Source organism: Mycobacterium sp. (assembly GCF_039583805.1).
Lineage (GTDB): Bacteria > Actinomycetota > Actinomycetes > Mycobacteriales > Mycobacteriaceae > Mycobacterium.
In genome coordinates this window covers 1-16,371 of record NZ_JAVKSH010000088.1, presented here as the reverse complement: position 1 = coordinate 16,371, position 16,371 = coordinate 1, and the positions used below count along the sequence as shown (strand labels likewise).

The 16,371-nt window shown below is 68.3% G+C and carries 14 protein-coding genes; 10 read left to right on the top strand and 4 right to left on the bottom strand.

Translation table 11 applies throughout. From position 1 onward, the window contains the following. Window positions 1-242: 242 nt before the first annotated feature. Genes fabG through ABDW21_RS12630 form a run of 5 tightly spaced genes read left to right on the top strand, consistent with a single transcriptional unit; the run spans window position 243 to window position 5,286 of the window. Window positions 243-983: a 3-oxoacyl-ACP reductase FabG gene (gene fabG / locus ABDW21_RS12650; protein ID WP_343602606.1), complete on the top strand. Its 741-nt coding sequence runs from the start codon at window positions 243-245 to the stop codon at window positions 981-983. Beyond that, on the top strand, window positions 980-2,200 hold the full coding sequence (locus tag ABDW21_RS12645) for an acetyl-CoA C-acetyltransferase (RefSeq protein WP_343710505.1): 1,221 nt from the start codon (window positions 980-982) through the stop codon (window positions 2,198-2,200). Before fabG ends, ABDW21_RS12645 begins: the two co-directional genes overlap by 4 nt. Next, complete coding sequence (locus ABDW21_RS12640) at window positions 2,197-3,399, top strand: CoA transferase (RefSeq protein WP_343710504.1); 1,203 nt, start codon at window positions 2,197-2,199, stop codon at window positions 3,397-3,399. Before ABDW21_RS12645 ends, ABDW21_RS12640 begins: the two co-directional genes overlap by 4 nt. Window position 3,400: 1 nt before the next feature. After that, window positions 3,401-4,594 (top strand): acyl-CoA dehydrogenase family protein, encoded by a 1,194-nt coding sequence (locus ABDW21_RS12635; RefSeq protein WP_343710503.1) that lies wholly within the window; start codon window positions 3,401-3,403, stop codon window positions 4,592-4,594. Next, window positions 4,591-5,286, top strand: a complete 696-nt coding sequence (locus tag ABDW21_RS12630) for a GntR family transcriptional regulator (protein WP_343710502.1) — start codon at window positions 4,591-4,593, stop codon at window positions 5,284-5,286. The genes ABDW21_RS12635 and ABDW21_RS12630 overlap by 4 nt, the downstream gene beginning before the upstream one ends. A 7-nt stretch (window positions 5,287-5,293) precedes the next feature. Here the strand turns inward: ABDW21_RS12630 and ABDW21_RS12625 are convergent, their stop codons facing one another. Then, complete coding sequence (locus ABDW21_RS12625; RefSeq protein ID WP_343710501.1) at window positions 5,294-6,505, bottom strand: cytochrome P450; 1,212 nt, start codon at window positions 6,503-6,505, stop codon at window positions 5,294-5,296. A 303-nt stretch (window positions 6,506-6,808) separates the two neighbouring features. On the opposite strand from ABDW21_RS12625, the gene ABDW21_RS12620 reads away from it, so the two are divergent. Both ABDW21_RS12620 and ABDW21_RS12615 read left to right on the top strand, forming a co-directional pair. Next, window positions 6,809-7,951, top strand: coding sequence for an acyl-CoA dehydrogenase family protein (locus ABDW21_RS12620; RefSeq protein WP_343710507.1), 1,143 nt, complete (start codon window positions 6,809-6,811; stop codon window positions 7,949-7,951). Continuing rightward, window positions 7,948-9,183: an acyl-CoA dehydrogenase family protein gene (locus ABDW21_RS12615; protein ID WP_343710500.1), complete on the top strand. Its 1,236-nt coding sequence runs from the start codon at window positions 7,948-7,950 to the stop codon at window positions 9,181-9,183. The genes ABDW21_RS12620 and ABDW21_RS12615 overlap by 4 nt, the downstream gene beginning before the upstream one ends. Window positions 9,184-9,186: 3 nt before the next feature. Here the strand turns inward: ABDW21_RS12615 and ABDW21_RS12610 are convergent, their stop codons facing one another. Then, window positions 9,187-10,407, bottom strand: a complete 1,221-nt coding sequence (locus tag ABDW21_RS12610; protein WP_343710499.1) for a CaiB/BaiF CoA-transferase family protein — start codon at window positions 10,405-10,407, stop codon at window positions 9,187-9,189. Between the two features lie 167 nt (window positions 10,408-10,574). Between ABDW21_RS12610 and ABDW21_RS12605 the strand changes: the two genes are divergently transcribed. Next, a complete protein-coding gene (locus ABDW21_RS12605) occupies window positions 10,575-11,438 on the top strand; it encodes a mycofactocin-coupled SDR family oxidoreductase (RefSeq protein WP_343710506.1) in 864 nt (287 codons plus the stop codon). 4 nt (window positions 11,439-11,442) lie between these two features. Here the strand turns inward: ABDW21_RS12605 and ABDW21_RS12600 are convergent, their stop codons facing one another. Both ABDW21_RS12600 and ABDW21_RS12595 read right to left on the bottom strand, forming a co-directional pair. After that, the gene (locus tag ABDW21_RS12600; protein WP_343710498.1) at window positions 11,443-12,636 is read right to left on the bottom strand and encodes an amidohydrolase family protein; all 1,194 of its coding nucleotides are present in this window, start codon (window positions 12,634-12,636) and stop codon (window positions 11,443-11,445) included. 81 nt (window positions 12,637-12,717) lie between these two features. Beyond that, a complete protein-coding gene (locus ABDW21_RS12595; RefSeq protein ID WP_343603132.1) occupies window positions 12,718-13,728 on the bottom strand; it encodes a hotdog fold thioesterase in 1,011 nt (336 codons plus the stop codon). 212 nt (window positions 13,729-13,940) lie between these two features. On the opposite strand from ABDW21_RS12595, the gene ABDW21_RS12590 reads away from it, so the two are divergent. Together ABDW21_RS12590 and ABDW21_RS12585 are read left to right on the top strand one after the other, a co-directional pair. Continuing rightward, on the top strand, window positions 13,941-15,260 hold the full coding sequence (locus ABDW21_RS12590) for a carotenoid oxygenase family protein (protein ID WP_343603130.1): 1,320 nt from the start codon (window positions 13,941-13,943) through the stop codon (window positions 15,258-15,260). A gap of 167 nt (window positions 15,261-15,427) precedes the next feature. Continuing rightward, window positions 15,428-16,036: a carbonic anhydrase gene (locus ABDW21_RS12585; protein ID WP_343603128.1), complete on the top strand. Its 609-nt coding sequence runs from the start codon at window positions 15,428-15,430 to the stop codon at window positions 16,034-16,036. The last annotated feature ends 335 nt before the right edge of the window (window positions 16,037-16,371 follow it).

Sequence of the window (16,371 nt, the reverse complement as noted above, 5' to 3'; positions counted from 1 at the left end):
CATCAGGGTCGGACTGGCCCGTCGTGCGGCGTCGGGAGACGCACCGCAGAGAAGAATCTGAGGCTGAGTGAAGGTCACGAGGCTGCTGGCTTCAGCCATCAGAGATGTCACGGATCTGCACTCCTTCGAAGCCCTGCGGATTCCTTGCCGGTGGGGCCGGTCGTACCGACGTCGCAGCGATGATATAGGAAATACGATGTCTGATAGCTGGGGAGTTCACCGACGGACAGGGTGGTGATCGGGTGCCGTTGCTGACCGGTCGGAGCGCGGTCGTCACCGGCGGCGCCCAGGGATTGGGTCTGGCCATCGCGGAACGGTTCGTCGCCGAAGGCGCCCGGGTGGTGCTCGGTGACCTCGATCTTGCGGCGACCGAGGCTGCGGCCAAGCGCCTGGGCGGCGACGACGTCGCCGTGGCGGTGCGTTGCGACGTGACGTTGGCGGCGCAGGTCGACACCCTCGTCACGACCGCGGTCGAGCGATTCGGCGGCCTGGACATCATGGTCAACAATGCCGGGATCACCCGCGACGCCACCCTGCGCAGGATGACCGAAGAAGAGTTCGACGACGTCGTCGCGGTACATCTGAAGGGCACCTGGAACGGCATCCGAAAAGCCGCGGCGATCATGCGGGAAAGCAAGCGCGGCGCGATCGTGAACATGTCGTCGTTGTCGGGCAAAGTCGGCCTGGTCGGCCAGACCAACTATTCGGCCGCCAAGGCCGGCATCGTCGGGATGACCAAGGCCGCCGCCAAGGAGCTCGCCCACCTGGGCGTGCGAGTCAACGCGATCGCGCCGGGCCTGATCCGTTCGGCGATGACCGAGGCTATGCCGCAACGGATTTGGGATGCGAAGCTCGCCGAGGTGCCGATGGGGCGCGCTGGTGAGCCCGGCGAGGTCGCGACCGTCGCGTTGTTCTTGGCCTCTGATCTGTCCTCGTACATGACGGGGACCGTGCTGGAGGTCACCGGCGGGAGGTTCATGTGACGACGCGCCACGTCGTGATCTGTGAACCTGTGCGCACCCCGGTCGGCCGCTACCGCGGAATGTTCGCCTCGCGCAGCGCCGTCGACCTCGGTGTCGCCGCACTCGACGGGCTGTTGCGCCGAACCGGCATCCCCGCTGACTCCGTGCACGACGTCATCCTCGGGCACTGCTATCCCAGCAGCGAAGCGCCGGCGATCGGCCGGGTGGTGGCACTCGACGCCGGGCTGGCGGTGACCGTGCCGGGTATGCAGATCGACCGCCGGTGTGGTTCGGGTTTGCAGGCGGTGATCCAGGCCTGCCTGCACGTCGGCTACGGCGACCACGATCTCGTCATCGCCGGCGGCGCCGAGTCGATGAGCAACGTGATCTTCTACTCGACCGACATGCGCTGGGGTGGCGCCCGCGGCGGGATCCGGGTGCACGACGCGCTCGCCCGGGGACGCACCACCGCGGGCGGGCGGCGCTACCCGGTGCCGGGCGGGATGCTGGAAACCGCGGAAAACCTGCGCCGCCGCTACCGCATCCCGCGCGCCGAGCAGGACGAGCTCGCGGTGACGTCGCACCGGCGGGCGGTGGCCGCACAGAAGAACGGCATCTTCGCCGAGGAGATCATTCCGGTCGCCGTTCGTGATCGTCAGGGCGAGCAGGTGCTCGACACCGACGAGCATCCCCGCGCGGACACCACCGTGGAGTCGTTGGCCAAGCTCAAACCCGTTCTGGCCGAACAGGACCCGGAGTCGACGGTCACGGCAGGCAACGCCAGCGGGCAGAACGATGCCGCGGCGATGTGTGTGGTGACGACGTCGCAGAAGGCCGAGGAACTGGGCCTGCGTCCGCTGGTGCGGCTGGTGTCGTGGGCAGTAGCGGCCGTGGCACCCGACGTCATGGGCATCGGCCCGGTGCCGGCCACCGAGGTCGCGCTGGCCAGGGCCGGACTGAGACTGGCCGACATCGACCTCATCGAACTCAACGAGGCGTTCGCCGCGCAGGCGCTTGCGGTCATGCGGGAGTGGGGATTCGGCGCCGCCGACCGGGACCGGACCAACGTGCACGGCTCGGGGATCTCGCTGGGTCATCCGGTCGGGGCGACCGGAGTCCGGATGCTGGCCACGCTGGCGCGCGAACTCACCCGGCGCGGCGCGCGGTACGGCCTGGAGACCATGTGCATCGGCGGGGGACAGGGCCTGGCGGCGGTGTTCGAACGGGTCTCGCCGTGAGCCTGCCGCTGCACGACCTGACGATCGTGGAGGTGTCCAGCTTCGTCGCGGCGCCGCTGTGTGGCATGACGCTGGGACAGCTTGGCGCACAGGTTATTCGGGTCGACCCTATCGGCGGTGCCGCCGACGTGCACCGCTGGCCGCTGGCCGTCGGCGGCACCTCCATCTACTGGACCGGGCTGAACAAGGGAAAGCGTTCGGCCACCATCGATGTGCGCCATCCCGACGGCCAGGAGCTGGTGCGGCGGCTGGTCGTCGAATCCGACGGCATCGTCGTCACCAACGCGGCCGGCCTGTCCGCGCTGTCGTATGAACAGTTGGCCAGTGCGCGATCCGATCTCGTCCATGTGCAGTTGCTCGGCCGCGGTGACGGTTCCACGGCAGTGGACTACACCGTCAACGCCGCGACGGGGTTCCCGTTGGTGACCGGCCCGGCCAGCCACGCCGCACCCGTCAACCACGTGTTGCCGGCCTGGGATGTGTGCTGCGGCCTGTACGCCGCGCTCGCCGTGGTCGCCGCGGTGCGACGCCGTGACCGGTGCGGCGCCGGCGCCCGCATCCGCCTGGCGCTCGACGATGTCGCGCTGGCCACCGCGGGAAACCTGGGTCTGCTGACCGAACCCCAGGTCAACGGCACGCAGCGGGAACGCCTGGGCAACGCGGTCTACGGCCAGTACGGTCAGGACTTCACCAGCCGCGATGGCGTCGCGTTCATGGTCGTCACGTTGACGGCCCGCCATTTCGGTGACCTGGTCGAGGTCACCCGCACCGGCCCTGCCGTGTCGGTGCTCGCCGACTCCCTCGGTGCCGATTTCAGCGACGAAGGTGACCGGTACCGCTATCGCGCCGTGCTCACGGGTTTGTTCGCCACCTGGTTCGCCGAGCACACCGCCGAGGAGATCACTGCGGCGTTGTCGGCGACCACCGTGTTGCACGAGCGCTACCGGACGTTCGCGCAGGTCGCCGCGAGCGATCGGGTGACGGCGAACCCGCTGTTTTCGCTGCTGCACCAGGATGGGCTTGGCGACTACCTCGCGCCGGGACTGCCGATCGCCGTTGACGGCGATCATCCACCGGCCGCTGCAGCGCCCCGGCTGGGGCGCGACACCGCCGAGATCCTCACCGGCCGGCTGGGACTGAGCGCCGCCGACATCGAGCGGTTGGCCGGCGCCGGCATCATCGCGTGCGAAGGAAGGTGACATGACGAAAATCGCTCAGACACTTGGCCTTACCGAGGTCCAGAACGAGATCCTGGCGGCCGTGCGCCGATTCGTCGACAAGGAAGTCGTCCCCCACGCGCCGGAACTCGAGCGCACCGACACCTATCCGCAGGATCTCGTCGACCAGATGCGGCAGATGGGGTTGTTCGGGCTGATGATCCCGCAGGAGTACGGCGGCCTCGGTGAGTCGCTGCTGACCTACGCGCTGTGCGTCGAGGAGCTGGCCCGCGGCTGGATGAGCATCTCCGGCGTGCTCAACACCCACTTCATCGTCGCCTACATGCTGCGCCAGCACGGCACCGACGCGCAGAAACAGCGGCTGCTGCCGCAGATGGCCACCGGCGAGGTGCGCGGCGCGTTCTCGATGTCCGAGCCGGAGGTGGGTTCCGACGTCGCCGCGATCCGGACCCGGGCGACCCGCAATCCCAACGGGGCCTACACCATCGACGGCCAGAAGATGTGGCTGACCAACGGCGCCAGTTCGACACTGGTGGCCGTGCTGGTCCGCACCGACGAGGGCGCGGACACGCCGCACCGCAACCTGACGGCGTTCCTCGTCGAGAAGCCAACGGGATTCGGCGAGGTGGCATCGGGGCTGGTGATACCCGGCAAGATCGACAAGCTGGGCTACAAGGGGATCGACACCACCGAGTTCATCTTCGACGGGTACCTGGCGAGCGCCGACGACATCCTGGGCGGTATTCCCGGACAGGGCTTCTACCAGATGATGGACGGTATCGAAGTCGGCCGGGTCAACGTGTCGGCGCGGGCCTGCGGTGTGGCCATCCGGGCCTTCGAGCTGGCCGTGCGCTACTCCCAGCAGCGGCACACCTTCGGCAAGCCGATCGCCGAGCATCAGGCCATAGCCTTCCAGATCGCCGAGATGGCAACCAAAGTCGAGGCGGCGCATCTGATGATGGTCAACGCGGCCCGGCTGAAGGACTCCGGGGAGCGCAACGACGTCGCCGCCGGGATGGCGAAGTATCTTGCCAGCGAGTTCTGTTCGCAGGTCACCCAGCAGAGCTTCCGCATTCACGGCGGCTACGGCTACTCCAAGGAGTACGAGATCGAGCGGTTGATGCGCGACGCGCCGTTCCTGCTGATCGGTGAGGGCACCAGCGAAATCCAGAAATCCATCATCAGCAAGCGGCTGCTCGCCGAGTACCGACTATGAGCGTTCCGGGTTTCGCCGTCCGGCCGCAGCTCTCCGAAGACGTTGCGCGCTTTGTCCGTAAGCGGATCTTCGACGGCACCTACGGCGCGGGGGAATACGTGCGGCTCGATCAGCTGGCCGTGCAATTGGGTGTCAGCGTCACCCCGGTGCGCGAGGCGCTAGTCGAGCTGCGCGCGGAAGGCTTACTCGAGCAGCAGCCGCGTCGCGGTTTCGTGGTGTTGCCAGTGACCGGCCGCGACCTCGCCGACGTCGCGGGCGTGCAGGCCCACGTCGGCGGCGAACTCGCCGCCCGTGCTGCGCTCGCCATCACCGACGAGCGGCTGGGAGAGCTCACGGACATTCAGTCCGACCTGGAGCGTGCTTACGCCGCGGGCGACGACGACCGCGCGGTGCGCCTCAACCACGAGTTCCACCGCGCCGTCAACGTGGCCGCCGACTCCCCGAAGCTGGCCCAGCTGATGTCCCAAATCACGCGCTACGCACCGGAATCGGTGTTCCCCACCATTGCGGGCTGGCCCGACCGGTCGATCAAGGACCACCGGCGGGTGCTGGCCGCACTGCACAAGCACGACGCCGGGCTGGCCCGCAAAGCCATGTCCGATCATCTCGCCTCGGGCGCGGCACCGTTGATCGACCACCTCGTCGAGCGTGGCGTGGTCGATGAGGCGAGCCGACCGGACTTGCGGCGGTGAACGGCGCTCAGGACACCGGGGTGAACGTCACCGGAAGCTTGTTGGGCGACCGGAACGTCAGCCCCACGATTTTGGCTTCGTCGTCGCACAGCGCGAGGTTCTCGACGCGGTCGAACAAACTGTTGAGCATGACCCGGGTCTCCAGCCGGGCCAGGTGCATGCCCAGGCACATGTGGATGCCGCCGGCGAACGCGATGTGCGCCTGCCGCGGGCGACGGATGTCGAACGTGTTGGGGTCGGTCCAGCGGCTTTCGTCGCGGTTGGCCGAACCCATGCACACGCCGACCTGCGCGCCGGCGGAGATTGTCCGCCCGCCCATCTCGACGTCCTCGGTGGTGGTGCGCAGCACCGTGGTCAGCGGTGTCTCGACGCGCAGGCCCTCTTCGATCGCGGCCGGGATCAGCGTGCGGTCGGTGTAGAGCATCGCCAGCTGGTCGGGGTGGGTCACTAGCAGGTACAGCAGGTTGCCCGACGAACGGTAGGTGGTTTCCATGCCGGCCGGCAGCAGCAACCGCAGGAACGAGATGATGGCCTCGTCGCTGAGCTTCTCGCCGTCGATTTCGGCACCGACCAGGTCGCCGATGATGTCGTCGGTCATCGCGCGGCGCCGCTGCTCCACCTGGTCGAGGAAGTATTCGCGCAGCTCCAGCGACGCTCGCAGGCCGGCCTCGATGTCGACCGGAATCGAGATCAGATCGAACGACAGCTTCCGGAACAGGGCTAAGTCCTCGCGCGGCAACCCGAGCAGGGTGGCGAAGATCCGCGTCGGGAATTCGAACGTCACCGCCTTGACGAGGTCGGCGGTGCCGTCGCCTTTGATCTCGTCGATCAGCTGATCGCAGATGGGCGCGATGACCGACGGTTCCCAACGCTCGAGCGCGGTGGCGCGGAAAGCCTTGACCACGAGGTTGCGATGATCGTGATGTTCTTTGCCGCCCATCGCCAGAATGGTGTGCCCGATCACCAGCCCGATCGTCTGGTCGTAGGCGTGCGAGCTGAACACCCGGTCGTCGCGGAAGGCCCGGAATACGTCGTCGTAGCCGAACAGCACCCATTCGTCGTCGGGAATCAGTTCCGGGGGGAGATTCGATGCATCGGACATGGTGCCGTGCCACACCGGTTCGGTGCGCCGCATGTATTCGAAGAACGGGTACGGACTGGTCTCACCGGTGAGGTCGAGGGCGACGGGCAGGCCGTGCGGTTCGGTGCCGATGGTCATCAGCGTCCCTTCTGAACTACCCGCTGCCAGCGGTCACGCGACGTGGTGGATCGAACATCGCAATCATAGTATAAATAGCAACCACGCCCGGATGGATGGTCGCCGACCCGGGCGCACCGTTCCGGCGATCGTCGGGCATGCGGCGGCACCCGTTGCTACCATCGGGACGGCGAAGGAAGGCCAAGAAAGGTCTCAGCCCCAGTGAACGTCCCAGACCCAGTGAACGTCCCAGACCCAGTGAACCTCTCAGCCCCAGTGAACGCCCCAGAGACGGCGACAGCCGCCGAATCTCCCGAGCAGACGATCCCCGAGCAGACGATCCCCGAGCAGACGATCTTCGCCGCGACCACCCACGCATTCCTGCAGAAGGAGATGCCGCTGAGCCGGGTGCGGGAACTGCACGCCGCCGGCGTCTCCTTCGACACGGCGTGGTGGCGGCGGGCCGCCGAGCTGGGCTGGGCGGGGCTGCTGGTGCCCGAGGAGCTGGGCGGTGGCAGCGTCACGGGCAACGGCGTCGCGGATCTGGCCATGGTTGCCGAGCAGCTCGGGACGAGCGTCGCGCCGGGGCCGCTGTACCCGGTCAGTGTCGTGCTCGCCGGCTTGGTCGACTGCGCCGAACCTCAAAACCATTTGGCCACAATCGAATCCTTGATATCCGGAGCGGCGGTGGCATCCTGGGCGGTGTGCGAGCCCGGTCAGGGCTGGGCGCCGCTGCAACCGTCGGTGACCGCAACCGCCACCGAATCCGGCTACCGCATCCACGGAGCCAAGGACCGCGTCGAGGCCGGTGATCGCAGCGACCTGCTGCTGGTGGTCGCTCGTGCCGACGACGGCCTGCGACAGTTGCTGGTGCCGACCGACGCTCCCGGGGTTCGCGTCGAGCCTGCGCAGTGCGTCGATCTGGTCAAGCGTTACGTCGGTGTGGATTTCGATGGCGTAGAGGTCGGCCACGGCGCGGCAGTCGGCTGTCCGCAGACAACCGCCGCGTTGGTCGAACGGCAGAGCCAGATCGCCCAGGTGCTGCAATGCGCCGAGGTGGTCGGCATCCTGCAGGCGGTGTTCGACGTCACCGTGCAGTGGGCGCAAGATCGCCACACCTTTGGCCGTCCGCTGGCGTCCTACCAGGTGATCAAACACCGCTTCGCCGATATGGCGACGTGGTTGCAGGCCTGCCGGGCCACCACCGCCGCGGCGGTCGCCGACGTCGCCGCACGCTCGGCTCAGTCGGGGCTGTCGGTGAGCACCGCCAAGTCCTACGTGGGGGAAATGGCCGGGCCGATCGTGCAGGACTGTGTGCAGATGCACGGCGGGATCGGTGTCACCTGGGAACACGACCTGCACCTGTACCTGCGGCGAGTCACGTTGTACCGGGCCATGTTCGGCACACCCGAGGAGCACAATCTGCGGGTGTACGCCCGGCAGGAAGCAACGAGGCGCCTCCGATGAGTCACGCCGCGGCTGAGTCCGTCGAGCAGTTCCGCGCCCGGGCCGGAGCGTGGCTGGCGCAGAACATGCCCCGCATCGATCCCGCGGCCCCGCCGGCCGCCGACCGCGACGACGACAGCAGTTGGCAACGGGCGCGCCACCTGCAAAGGCGGCTCTACGACGGCGGATTCGCCGGCATCTGCTTTCCCCGCGAGTACGGCGGCCTGGGGCTGGGCTACGACTACCAGAAGGCGTTCAACCAGGAAAGCGCCGGCTACGAGATGCCGGTGCTGCTGAACACCCCGACGTTCACCGTCTGCTGCGCCACCCTGCTGGACACCGGCAGCGAGGAGCAGAAGCAGCGGCACATCGCCGCCGCGTTGCGCGGCGAGGAGGTGCTGGTGCAGCTGTTGTCCGAGCCCGGCGGCGGATCGGATCTGGCCGGCGTCATCACCCGCGCGGACCGGCAGGGCGACCGGTGGATCATCAGCGGCGCGAAGACGTGGAGCACCAGCGCTTTCGCCGCCGACTACGGGCTGTGCCTGACCCGCACCAACTGGGATGTGCCCAAGCACGACGGCCTGACGATGTTCCTGGTCCCGCTCGCCCATCCGCGAATCACGTTGCGGCGCATCACGTTGCTCAGCGGATCCACCGAGTTCTGCGAGGAGTTCCTGGACGGCGTCGACGTCGGCGACGACGCCGTCGTCGGACAGGTGGACGACGGCTGGACGGTGGCCTCGCGTCAGCTCTACCATGAGCGCCGGGCTGTCGGGCAGAGTTCGGAGTTCGCCAGCGGCGCCGACGCCGAGGTCGGCGGGTCGGCGCCGGTGGATTACGTGGCGCTGCTGGACACGACCGGCCAGGCCGACAGCGAGCGTGCGCGCGAAATGGCCGGGCGGGCGCTGGTGCGCCGCGCCGTCAGCGACCAACTGTCCGAGCACGTCCTTCGCGGCGTCGACGCCGGCACGCTGCCGCCGGCCGCCGGAACGTTCGTCAGGCTCTTCAACGCCGAGACCACCACGCTGGACATGGACACCGCGCTGGCGATCACCGGCGCGGCCGCAGTCGTCGGGAAGGCCGGGCAGGGTTTGGAGACCGGGCTGCGCTACCTGACCCGCCAGACCGTCTGCATCGGCGGGGGAACCACCGAGATGGCCCGCAACGTCATCGCCGAGCGGGTGTTGAACTTTCCCCGCGAGCACGCCGCCGACCGCGGTATGCCGTTCAGGCAAGTGCGCCGGAGCCGCTGAGCGTTACAGGATCGCACCGGCGGCTTTGGCCGACGCGATGCCGTCCCAGTCGACACCGAGTTCCAGCAGGATCTCCTCGGTGTGCTGGCCGTGTTCGGGGGCCCGCGCCGGGGCTGCCGGTGTCTCGCCGAATTGCACCGGGGCCGACACCATGTGGTACTCGACTCCGTGGTCGTCGACGTTGCCGACGAGATAACCGTTGAGTTCGGCCTGGGGGTCGGCCAGCACCTCCCGGGGGGTGGCCAGCGCCGCCCACACGCCGGGTTCGTCGGCCAGGGCGGTCCGCCAGTGTGCGAGGTCGTGTTCGGCGATGCGGGCCGCGATCAGCGCGGTCGCCGCGGCGGCGTTGGTGATCAGGTTCGACGCCGGCACGAAGCGTGGGTCGGCGGCCAGCTCGGGCAGCCCGATCCGGGCGCAGAATCCGGCCCAGAACTTGTCGGGCTGCAGGAAAACCAGCTGTATCCACCGGTTGTCGCTGGTCCGGTAGCGGTTGACCAACGGGTTGACGGCGAAGCCGGGCGGCGCCCCGGGCAGGCCGTCGACGTCGAACAGATCGGCCACCGAGATCGACGGCGCGATGCTCCACATCGCCTGGGCCAGTAGCGAAGAGTCCACGATCGTCGGCTCGCCGGTGCGCTCGCGGTGAAACAGCGCCGCGCAGACTCCGCCGGCCAGGGTGACGCCGGCCTGCAGGTCGCCGAACGCCGGGCCCTGGACGGCGGGATGCTCGGTGCCGAATGGGGTCAGCGTGTAGGCCACCCCGCCGCGGGCCAGGTAGGTGGCGGCGTCGAAGCCCCCTCGGTCGCGGTCGGGTCCGCGCACGCCCAGTCCGGTGCCGCGCGCGATGATGATGTTCGGGTTGAAACCGCGAATGTCGTCGACGGTGAGGTGGACGCGTTCCAGCGCCCCGGGCAGCCAGTTGGTGAGCAGCACGTCGGCGCGTGCCAGTAACCGGCCGAACAGCGCCCGCCCCGCGTCGTTTTTGAGATCGAGTGCGATGCTTCGTTTTCCGCGGTTCCCCAATTCCAGCATGAAGTCGACGTCGGCGCGCGCCGCCTGCCTGGTGAACCCGCCGACGACGAGCGCGCGTCCCGGGTCGCCGCCGCCGACACTTTCGACTTTGACGACGTCGGCGCCCCACTCCGCCAGCGCGACCCCGGCCGCGGGAACGTAGGTCCACGACGCCAGTTCGACGACCCGGACGCCGTGCAGTACGCCTGACATCGCACATCCTTACGGTGTTTGTCGTGCAGTGTTTGTCGTGCAGTGTGTGTCGTGCAGTGTGTGTCTTGCAGTGTGTGTGTACTTTAACTATTTTTCATATGTTAGAGCGCGCGGGCTTCGGCCCGAAATCGCCGGCCCCGGGCGGGCCGTTCGGCGAAGGGAAGCTGATGGGCAGAGTAGCGGGCAAAGTCGCGCTGATCAGCGGTGCGGCGCGCGGCCAAGGGCGATCACACGCCCGCGTGCTGGCGGCGGAAGGCGCCGACATCATCGCGGTGGACATGTGTCGCGACATCGACACCAACGAGTATCCGCTTGCCCTACCGGCCGATCTCGACGAGACCGCCGAGCTCGTCGACAAGGAAGGCCGCAGCGCGTTCACCGCGATGGTCGACGTTCGGGACCGCGCCGCGCTGTCCGCGGCGATCGACGAGGGCGTCGCGCACTTCGGCCACCTGGACGTCGTCGTGTCCAATGCCGGCATCGCGCCGCTGAGCGCGGGCGGCCCGCCGCAGGCGTTCGTCGACGCCGTCGACGTGGATCTGGTCGGCGTGCTGAACCTGGTGCACGCCAGCCTGAAACACCTGCGGGCCGGGGCGTCGATCATCGCGACCGGCTCGATGGCGGCGTTCCTGACCGCGATGAACACCTCCGGCATCGACGCCGGGCCGGGGGGCGCCGGGTACGCGTTCGCCAAACAGGTCGTGGCACACTACGTCAACGATCTGGCTCTTATGTTGGCGCCCAAGAGTATTCGCGTCAACGCGGTCCACCCGACGAACTGCAATACCGACATGCTGCACAGCGCACCGATGTACCGGGCGTTCCGGCCGGACCTGCCCAACCCGACCCGCGCGGACGCCGAGCTGGCGTTCCCCGCGTTGCAGGTCATGCCGATTCCCTACGTGGAGCCCGAGGACGTCAGCGAGGTGGTGCTGTTCCTGGCCTCGGATGCGTCGCGTTATGTGACCGGGCAGCAGATCCGCGTCGACGCCGGCGGGTTCCTGCGGGCCAAGCCGTGGTCGGGCCCGTAGCGCGCTAGGCCGTGACCGGTTTGGCGACTTTCATCACCTCGATCATGTTGCCGCCCATGATCTTCGCGATGTCGTCCTGGTCGAGGCTGGCGAGTTCGTCGACGAACGTGAGCGGGTCGGCCAGCCCCTCGGGGTGGGGCCAGTCCGAGCCGAACACCACCCGGTCCGGCCCCACCATCGTGACGATCTCGGCGAACCGGTCCTCCCAGAACGGGCTGACGTAGACGCACCGCTTGAACGCCTCGACCGGATCCTCGCTGAACGCGTTGGGCATCTTCTTGTAGACGCCCTTGAGGCCGCGGAACAGGTCCGGCACCCAGTCGGCTCCGTTCTCGATCGACAGCACCCGCAACTCGGGGTTGCGCGACAGCGCCCCGTGGCACACCAACGCGCCCATCGCGTCCTCGATCGGCCGCTTGCCCATCGCCAGCATCCGAAAAGCGGTGGGCCGGAAGGGAAGGAACTCGTCGCCGGGCTCCCACATATTGAGCAGCTCGGCGTAACCGGTGTCGGAGGCGTGCATCGACACCGGGATTCCGGCTTTGACGCAGGCCTGCCAGAACGGGTCGAACTCCTCGAAGCCGAAGGACCGGGTGCCGCGGTGGCCCGGCACCGGTGCGGGGCGGACCAGCACGGTGCGTGCGCCGCGCTGCAGGCACCAGTCGAGTTCTTCGAGTGCGCGCTCGACGATGGGCAGGGTGATCACCGGGGTGGCGAAGATGCGGTCCTGGTAATTGAACGACCAGGTCTCGTACATCCACTGGTTGAGCGCGTGGATGACGTCGTGGATCATCTCCGGGTCGTCCTTCATGCGCTCCTCGACCAGGCTGGCCAGCGTCGGGAACATCAGGGCGTAGTCGAGGCCGAGTTCGTCCATGACCTCCAGCCGCGGCCCGGGTTCGCGGAAGGCGGGGATCGCCTTCATCGGCTCGCCCATCATTTCGCGGTAGCTCTTGCCGCCGCTGCCGTGGCGGAAATACTCCTCCTGCGCGCCGGGGCGGGCCACCACGTCGAAGGTCGGGTTGGGAATGTAGTCGCTGATGTGGCCGCGCACCACGATCTTGGTCCGGCCGCGCACCTGCACGTAGTCGATCGCGCGTTTGCGGTTGTCCGGCAGGAACTTGGTCAGCGCCTCCTGCGTCTCGTACATGTGGTTGTCGGCGTCGAACACCGGGAAGGGCAGTTGGCGAGACGGCATGGTGACTCCTGGGGGAAGCGGTGGTTCCAAGCTGGTGGTAATGACGTTACCACCCGGGCGGCCGCCGCGTAACCGGGCGGTTCAGGACGCGCGGTGGGGATCGTCGCGTGCCAGGACGGCGAAGTTCACCGTGGCCGTCGCGGCGAGTTCGCCGTCGCCGCTGCGCACGATGTCGACCTGGACGATGATGGCCCGTCGCCCGGCCCGCAGCAGCCGGGCGACCGCCCGTGCTGACCCCTCGGTGACCGGCGCCAGGTAACGGATGAACAGGTCGGCGGTCGTCAGGCGGGCACCCGCCGGCAGGTGGCGTGCCGCGAGCCAGACGCCCGCCACGTCGGCGAGGGTCGCGATCAGCCCGCCCTGGATGGCGCCCGAGTTGTTGACCACCGCGGGGCTGACCGGCAGCTCCGCGGTGTAGCCCCGGCCCTCGAAGCGCCGCAACCCGGCTTGGGCAAACAGCCCGGCCAGTGTCGGGGCCGGCGCATCGTGGTCGTCCGCGGCGCCGAGGGCGCGGACGCAGAAGTCGTGCAGCTGCCCGGCGTCGATCGGGGCGCCGGTCAATTCTGCTCCCAGCCAATGTAATCGGAGTGCGCCCAGCACAGTTTGCATGACGATCGCCGCCGCGGTCCCGGCGTCGAGACCGGGCCGGAACACGCCTTCGATGATCCCGCGCGCCACGATGTCGCGAATCAACCCGTGCAGCGGGGAGAGCACCCGGGCGTAGTCACGGGGCCGGGTCTCGGCAAGGTGCTGGTTGTACAGGCTCAGCGCCCGGTTGAGGCTGTCCTGCGTGCTGGATTCGGGTTGTGCGCCGATCCGGTCGATGACCAGTTTCATCGCGGCGGCGCTATCCAGCCCGGTGGTCTCGGCGCGCCAGGTCTGCGCCGACTGCGCCATGGTCCTGTCGACGAGGGCGAGCAGCAGTTCGTCCTTGCCGGGAAAATGCTGATAGAAGGCCCGCAGTGACGTCCTGGAGCGTGCGACCACTTCCTGCACGGTGAAGTCGGTGCGCCCGGTTTCGCCGAGGATCTCGACCGCCGTCTTGATGAAGCTGTCGGCCCGAGTGAGTTCGACATCGTCCGTGACGGCCATGGCGAGGTCTCCTTCGGTGCCGGTGCCGGTGCCGGTGCGGGTGCGATACGAGCGCTGCGAGAATCAGGTTACCGGAGTCGGCAGCGGTCCGGCGGCACGGGGTCGCGCGCACCCCGCAGGGACAGCGCACGTCGTTCGGGCTGCTGTCGTTCGCGATGCCGCAGTAGTGTCGAGGTCGGTCGCACAGGAAATGCCAGTTCGAGGAGGCTCCGATGACCGAGGCCGCGGACGCCGTCGCGCCGTTCTTTCGTACCGGCAACTACGCGCCGGTCGCCGACGAACTCACCGCCTTCGACCTTCCGGTCGACGGCGCGATCCCACCGGAACTGCAGGGCTGGTATTTGCGCAACGGCGCCAATCCGCGGCAGTCGACCGGTCACTGGTTCCTCGGGGACGGCATGGTGCACGGGGTGCGACTGGAGGGCGGCCGGGCCGCGTGGTACCGCAACCGCTGGGTGCGCACCGACAGCTTCGACAACCCGTTCCCGGTGTACAACCTCGACGGCACGCGCAACCTGCGCTCCAGCGTCGCCAACACCCACGTCGTGCGCCATGCGGGCCGCACGCTGGCTCTCGTCGAGTCGTCGCTGCCCTACGAGATCACCAACGAGCTGGAAACGTTGGGCGCCTACGATTTCGGCGGCAAGCTGGCAGATGCCATGACGGCCCACCCGAAGATCTGCCCCACCACCGGCGAAATGCACTTCTTCGGCTACGGCAGCCTGACCACACCGCACGTGTCCTACCACCGCGTCGACGCCTCGGGTGAGCTGACCGTCAGCCGCGGTGTCGACGTCGAGGCGCTGACCATGATGCACGACTTCGCGCTGACCGCCGGCCATGTGGTGTTCATGGATCTGCCGGTGGTGTTCGACATCGGGCTCGCGCTGGCGGGCGAACCCGCCATGCCGTATCGCTGGGACGACGACTACGGCGCACGGCTGGGCGTGCTGAGTCGCGACGACCCTTTCGGTCCGCTACGCTGGGTGGAGATCGAGCCGTGTTACGTGTTTCACACTGTCAACGCGTATGACGACGGTGATTCCATTGTGCTGCAAGGGGTTCGGTATCCCGAGATGTGGCGGCAAGGCAGCGGCTTCGAGGCTGAGGCGATGCCGTGGAGCTGGACGGTCGATCTGGTGTCCGGCACGGTCGCCGAACGCCAACTCGACGACCGCGCTGTGGAGTTTCCCCGCATCGACGACCGGCGGACGGGGTCGGCGGCACGCTATGCCGTCACCGTCGGCAAGAACCGGCTGATCCGCTACGACTTCGGCCGCGACACGGCCGAGGAACACGTCTTCGGGACCGGGCGGGACCCGATGGTGCCCGGTGAGGCGGTGTTCGCGCCCGCCGGTTCGAGCTCCGACGAGCGGGCCGGCTGGTATCTGACATACGTCTACGACGCCGCCCGGGACGGCAGCGACCTGGTGATTGTCGACGCATCCGACTTCACCGGTGATCCGGTGGCGCGGGTGCAGCTGCCGCAGCGGGTGCCGTACGGGTTCCACGGCAACTGGATCACCGACTGACCCGCGCCGGCCGCCCGGGGGTGCGCGCGGCCGCGATCAATATGCGTAACGTCTACCGCGATACTAAAAACATGTTATCCTTTTCGCGTAAACGATTACCGTGACCGGTCACCGGGCGGCGGCCACCGCGCAAGCTGCCAGATCCCGCCGGGCGGAAGGGAGCACAGATGTCGACGTCGGCATGGTCGCGGCGGGTGAGCTGTGAGGGTCGGCCGCTGGTCGCACCCGGGCAGGGCCACCCCAGCTCGCTGAACGCACTGGAGCTGGAAAAGCCGCCTTCAGCGGTGGTTTTCGCGTGCGCCGAAGCCGCGACGCCACCCGCGGAACTGTTCGACGGCGACACCCTCGCAGCGTTGCCAGTCAGCACCTGGGGCCACGCGGTGGGTGCGGGCGTGCTCGCCTCCGTCGAGTATGCCGTCGGTGAGCTCGGCGTTTCGCTGGTGGTGGTGCTCGGACACCCCGGATGCTCGGCGCTGCGGCGCTGCGACGCGGCGGCCACCGGCCGGCTGGCGCACAGTCACCTGGGGAGCGTGCGCGCGCCGTTCACACTGGCGGCGGCGGGCGGGTCTGCCGCCTCCGCGCCGCTGGACCCGGACCCACAGGCCCGCCACGTCTGCGCCACCGCCCTTCGCCTGGTCGATCACTCGGCGACGCTGGCGCGCCTGGTGCGGGCCGGCTGCTGCGCCGTCGCGGGTGTCTGCCGCGACGACGACGGCGGGCTTCGGCGCGTCAGCGTGCTGGGGCACGTCGAGGAGCTGCCCGTCCTGGCATGTTGACCGTCCGGCGGTCGACCCGGCACGCGCCGGCGGTCCTTACGGGTTGAGAACAGCTGGCGATTTTGTTGGTCGGTAGCGGACGCGCGGTAGTTGTCGGACCTGTCTGAGAGTATCGGGGTGCAGGGGTCGTCGACACGTCTGCAGCGGTGGCGTGTTATCGGCCGTTATCGGCCATAACCTGTGGTACGTGCGATCTGCGTGGCTGTATTGAAGGGACGAAGTGGTGAGCAAGAGGCGCCGAGTTGGTCAGCATTGAGCTCGTCGCGGGACCGGGCGTAGGCGTTCAAGTCGACGCGAGGCGGTGAAACGGCAGTGAGAGCGCTGGTGTGCCGAGC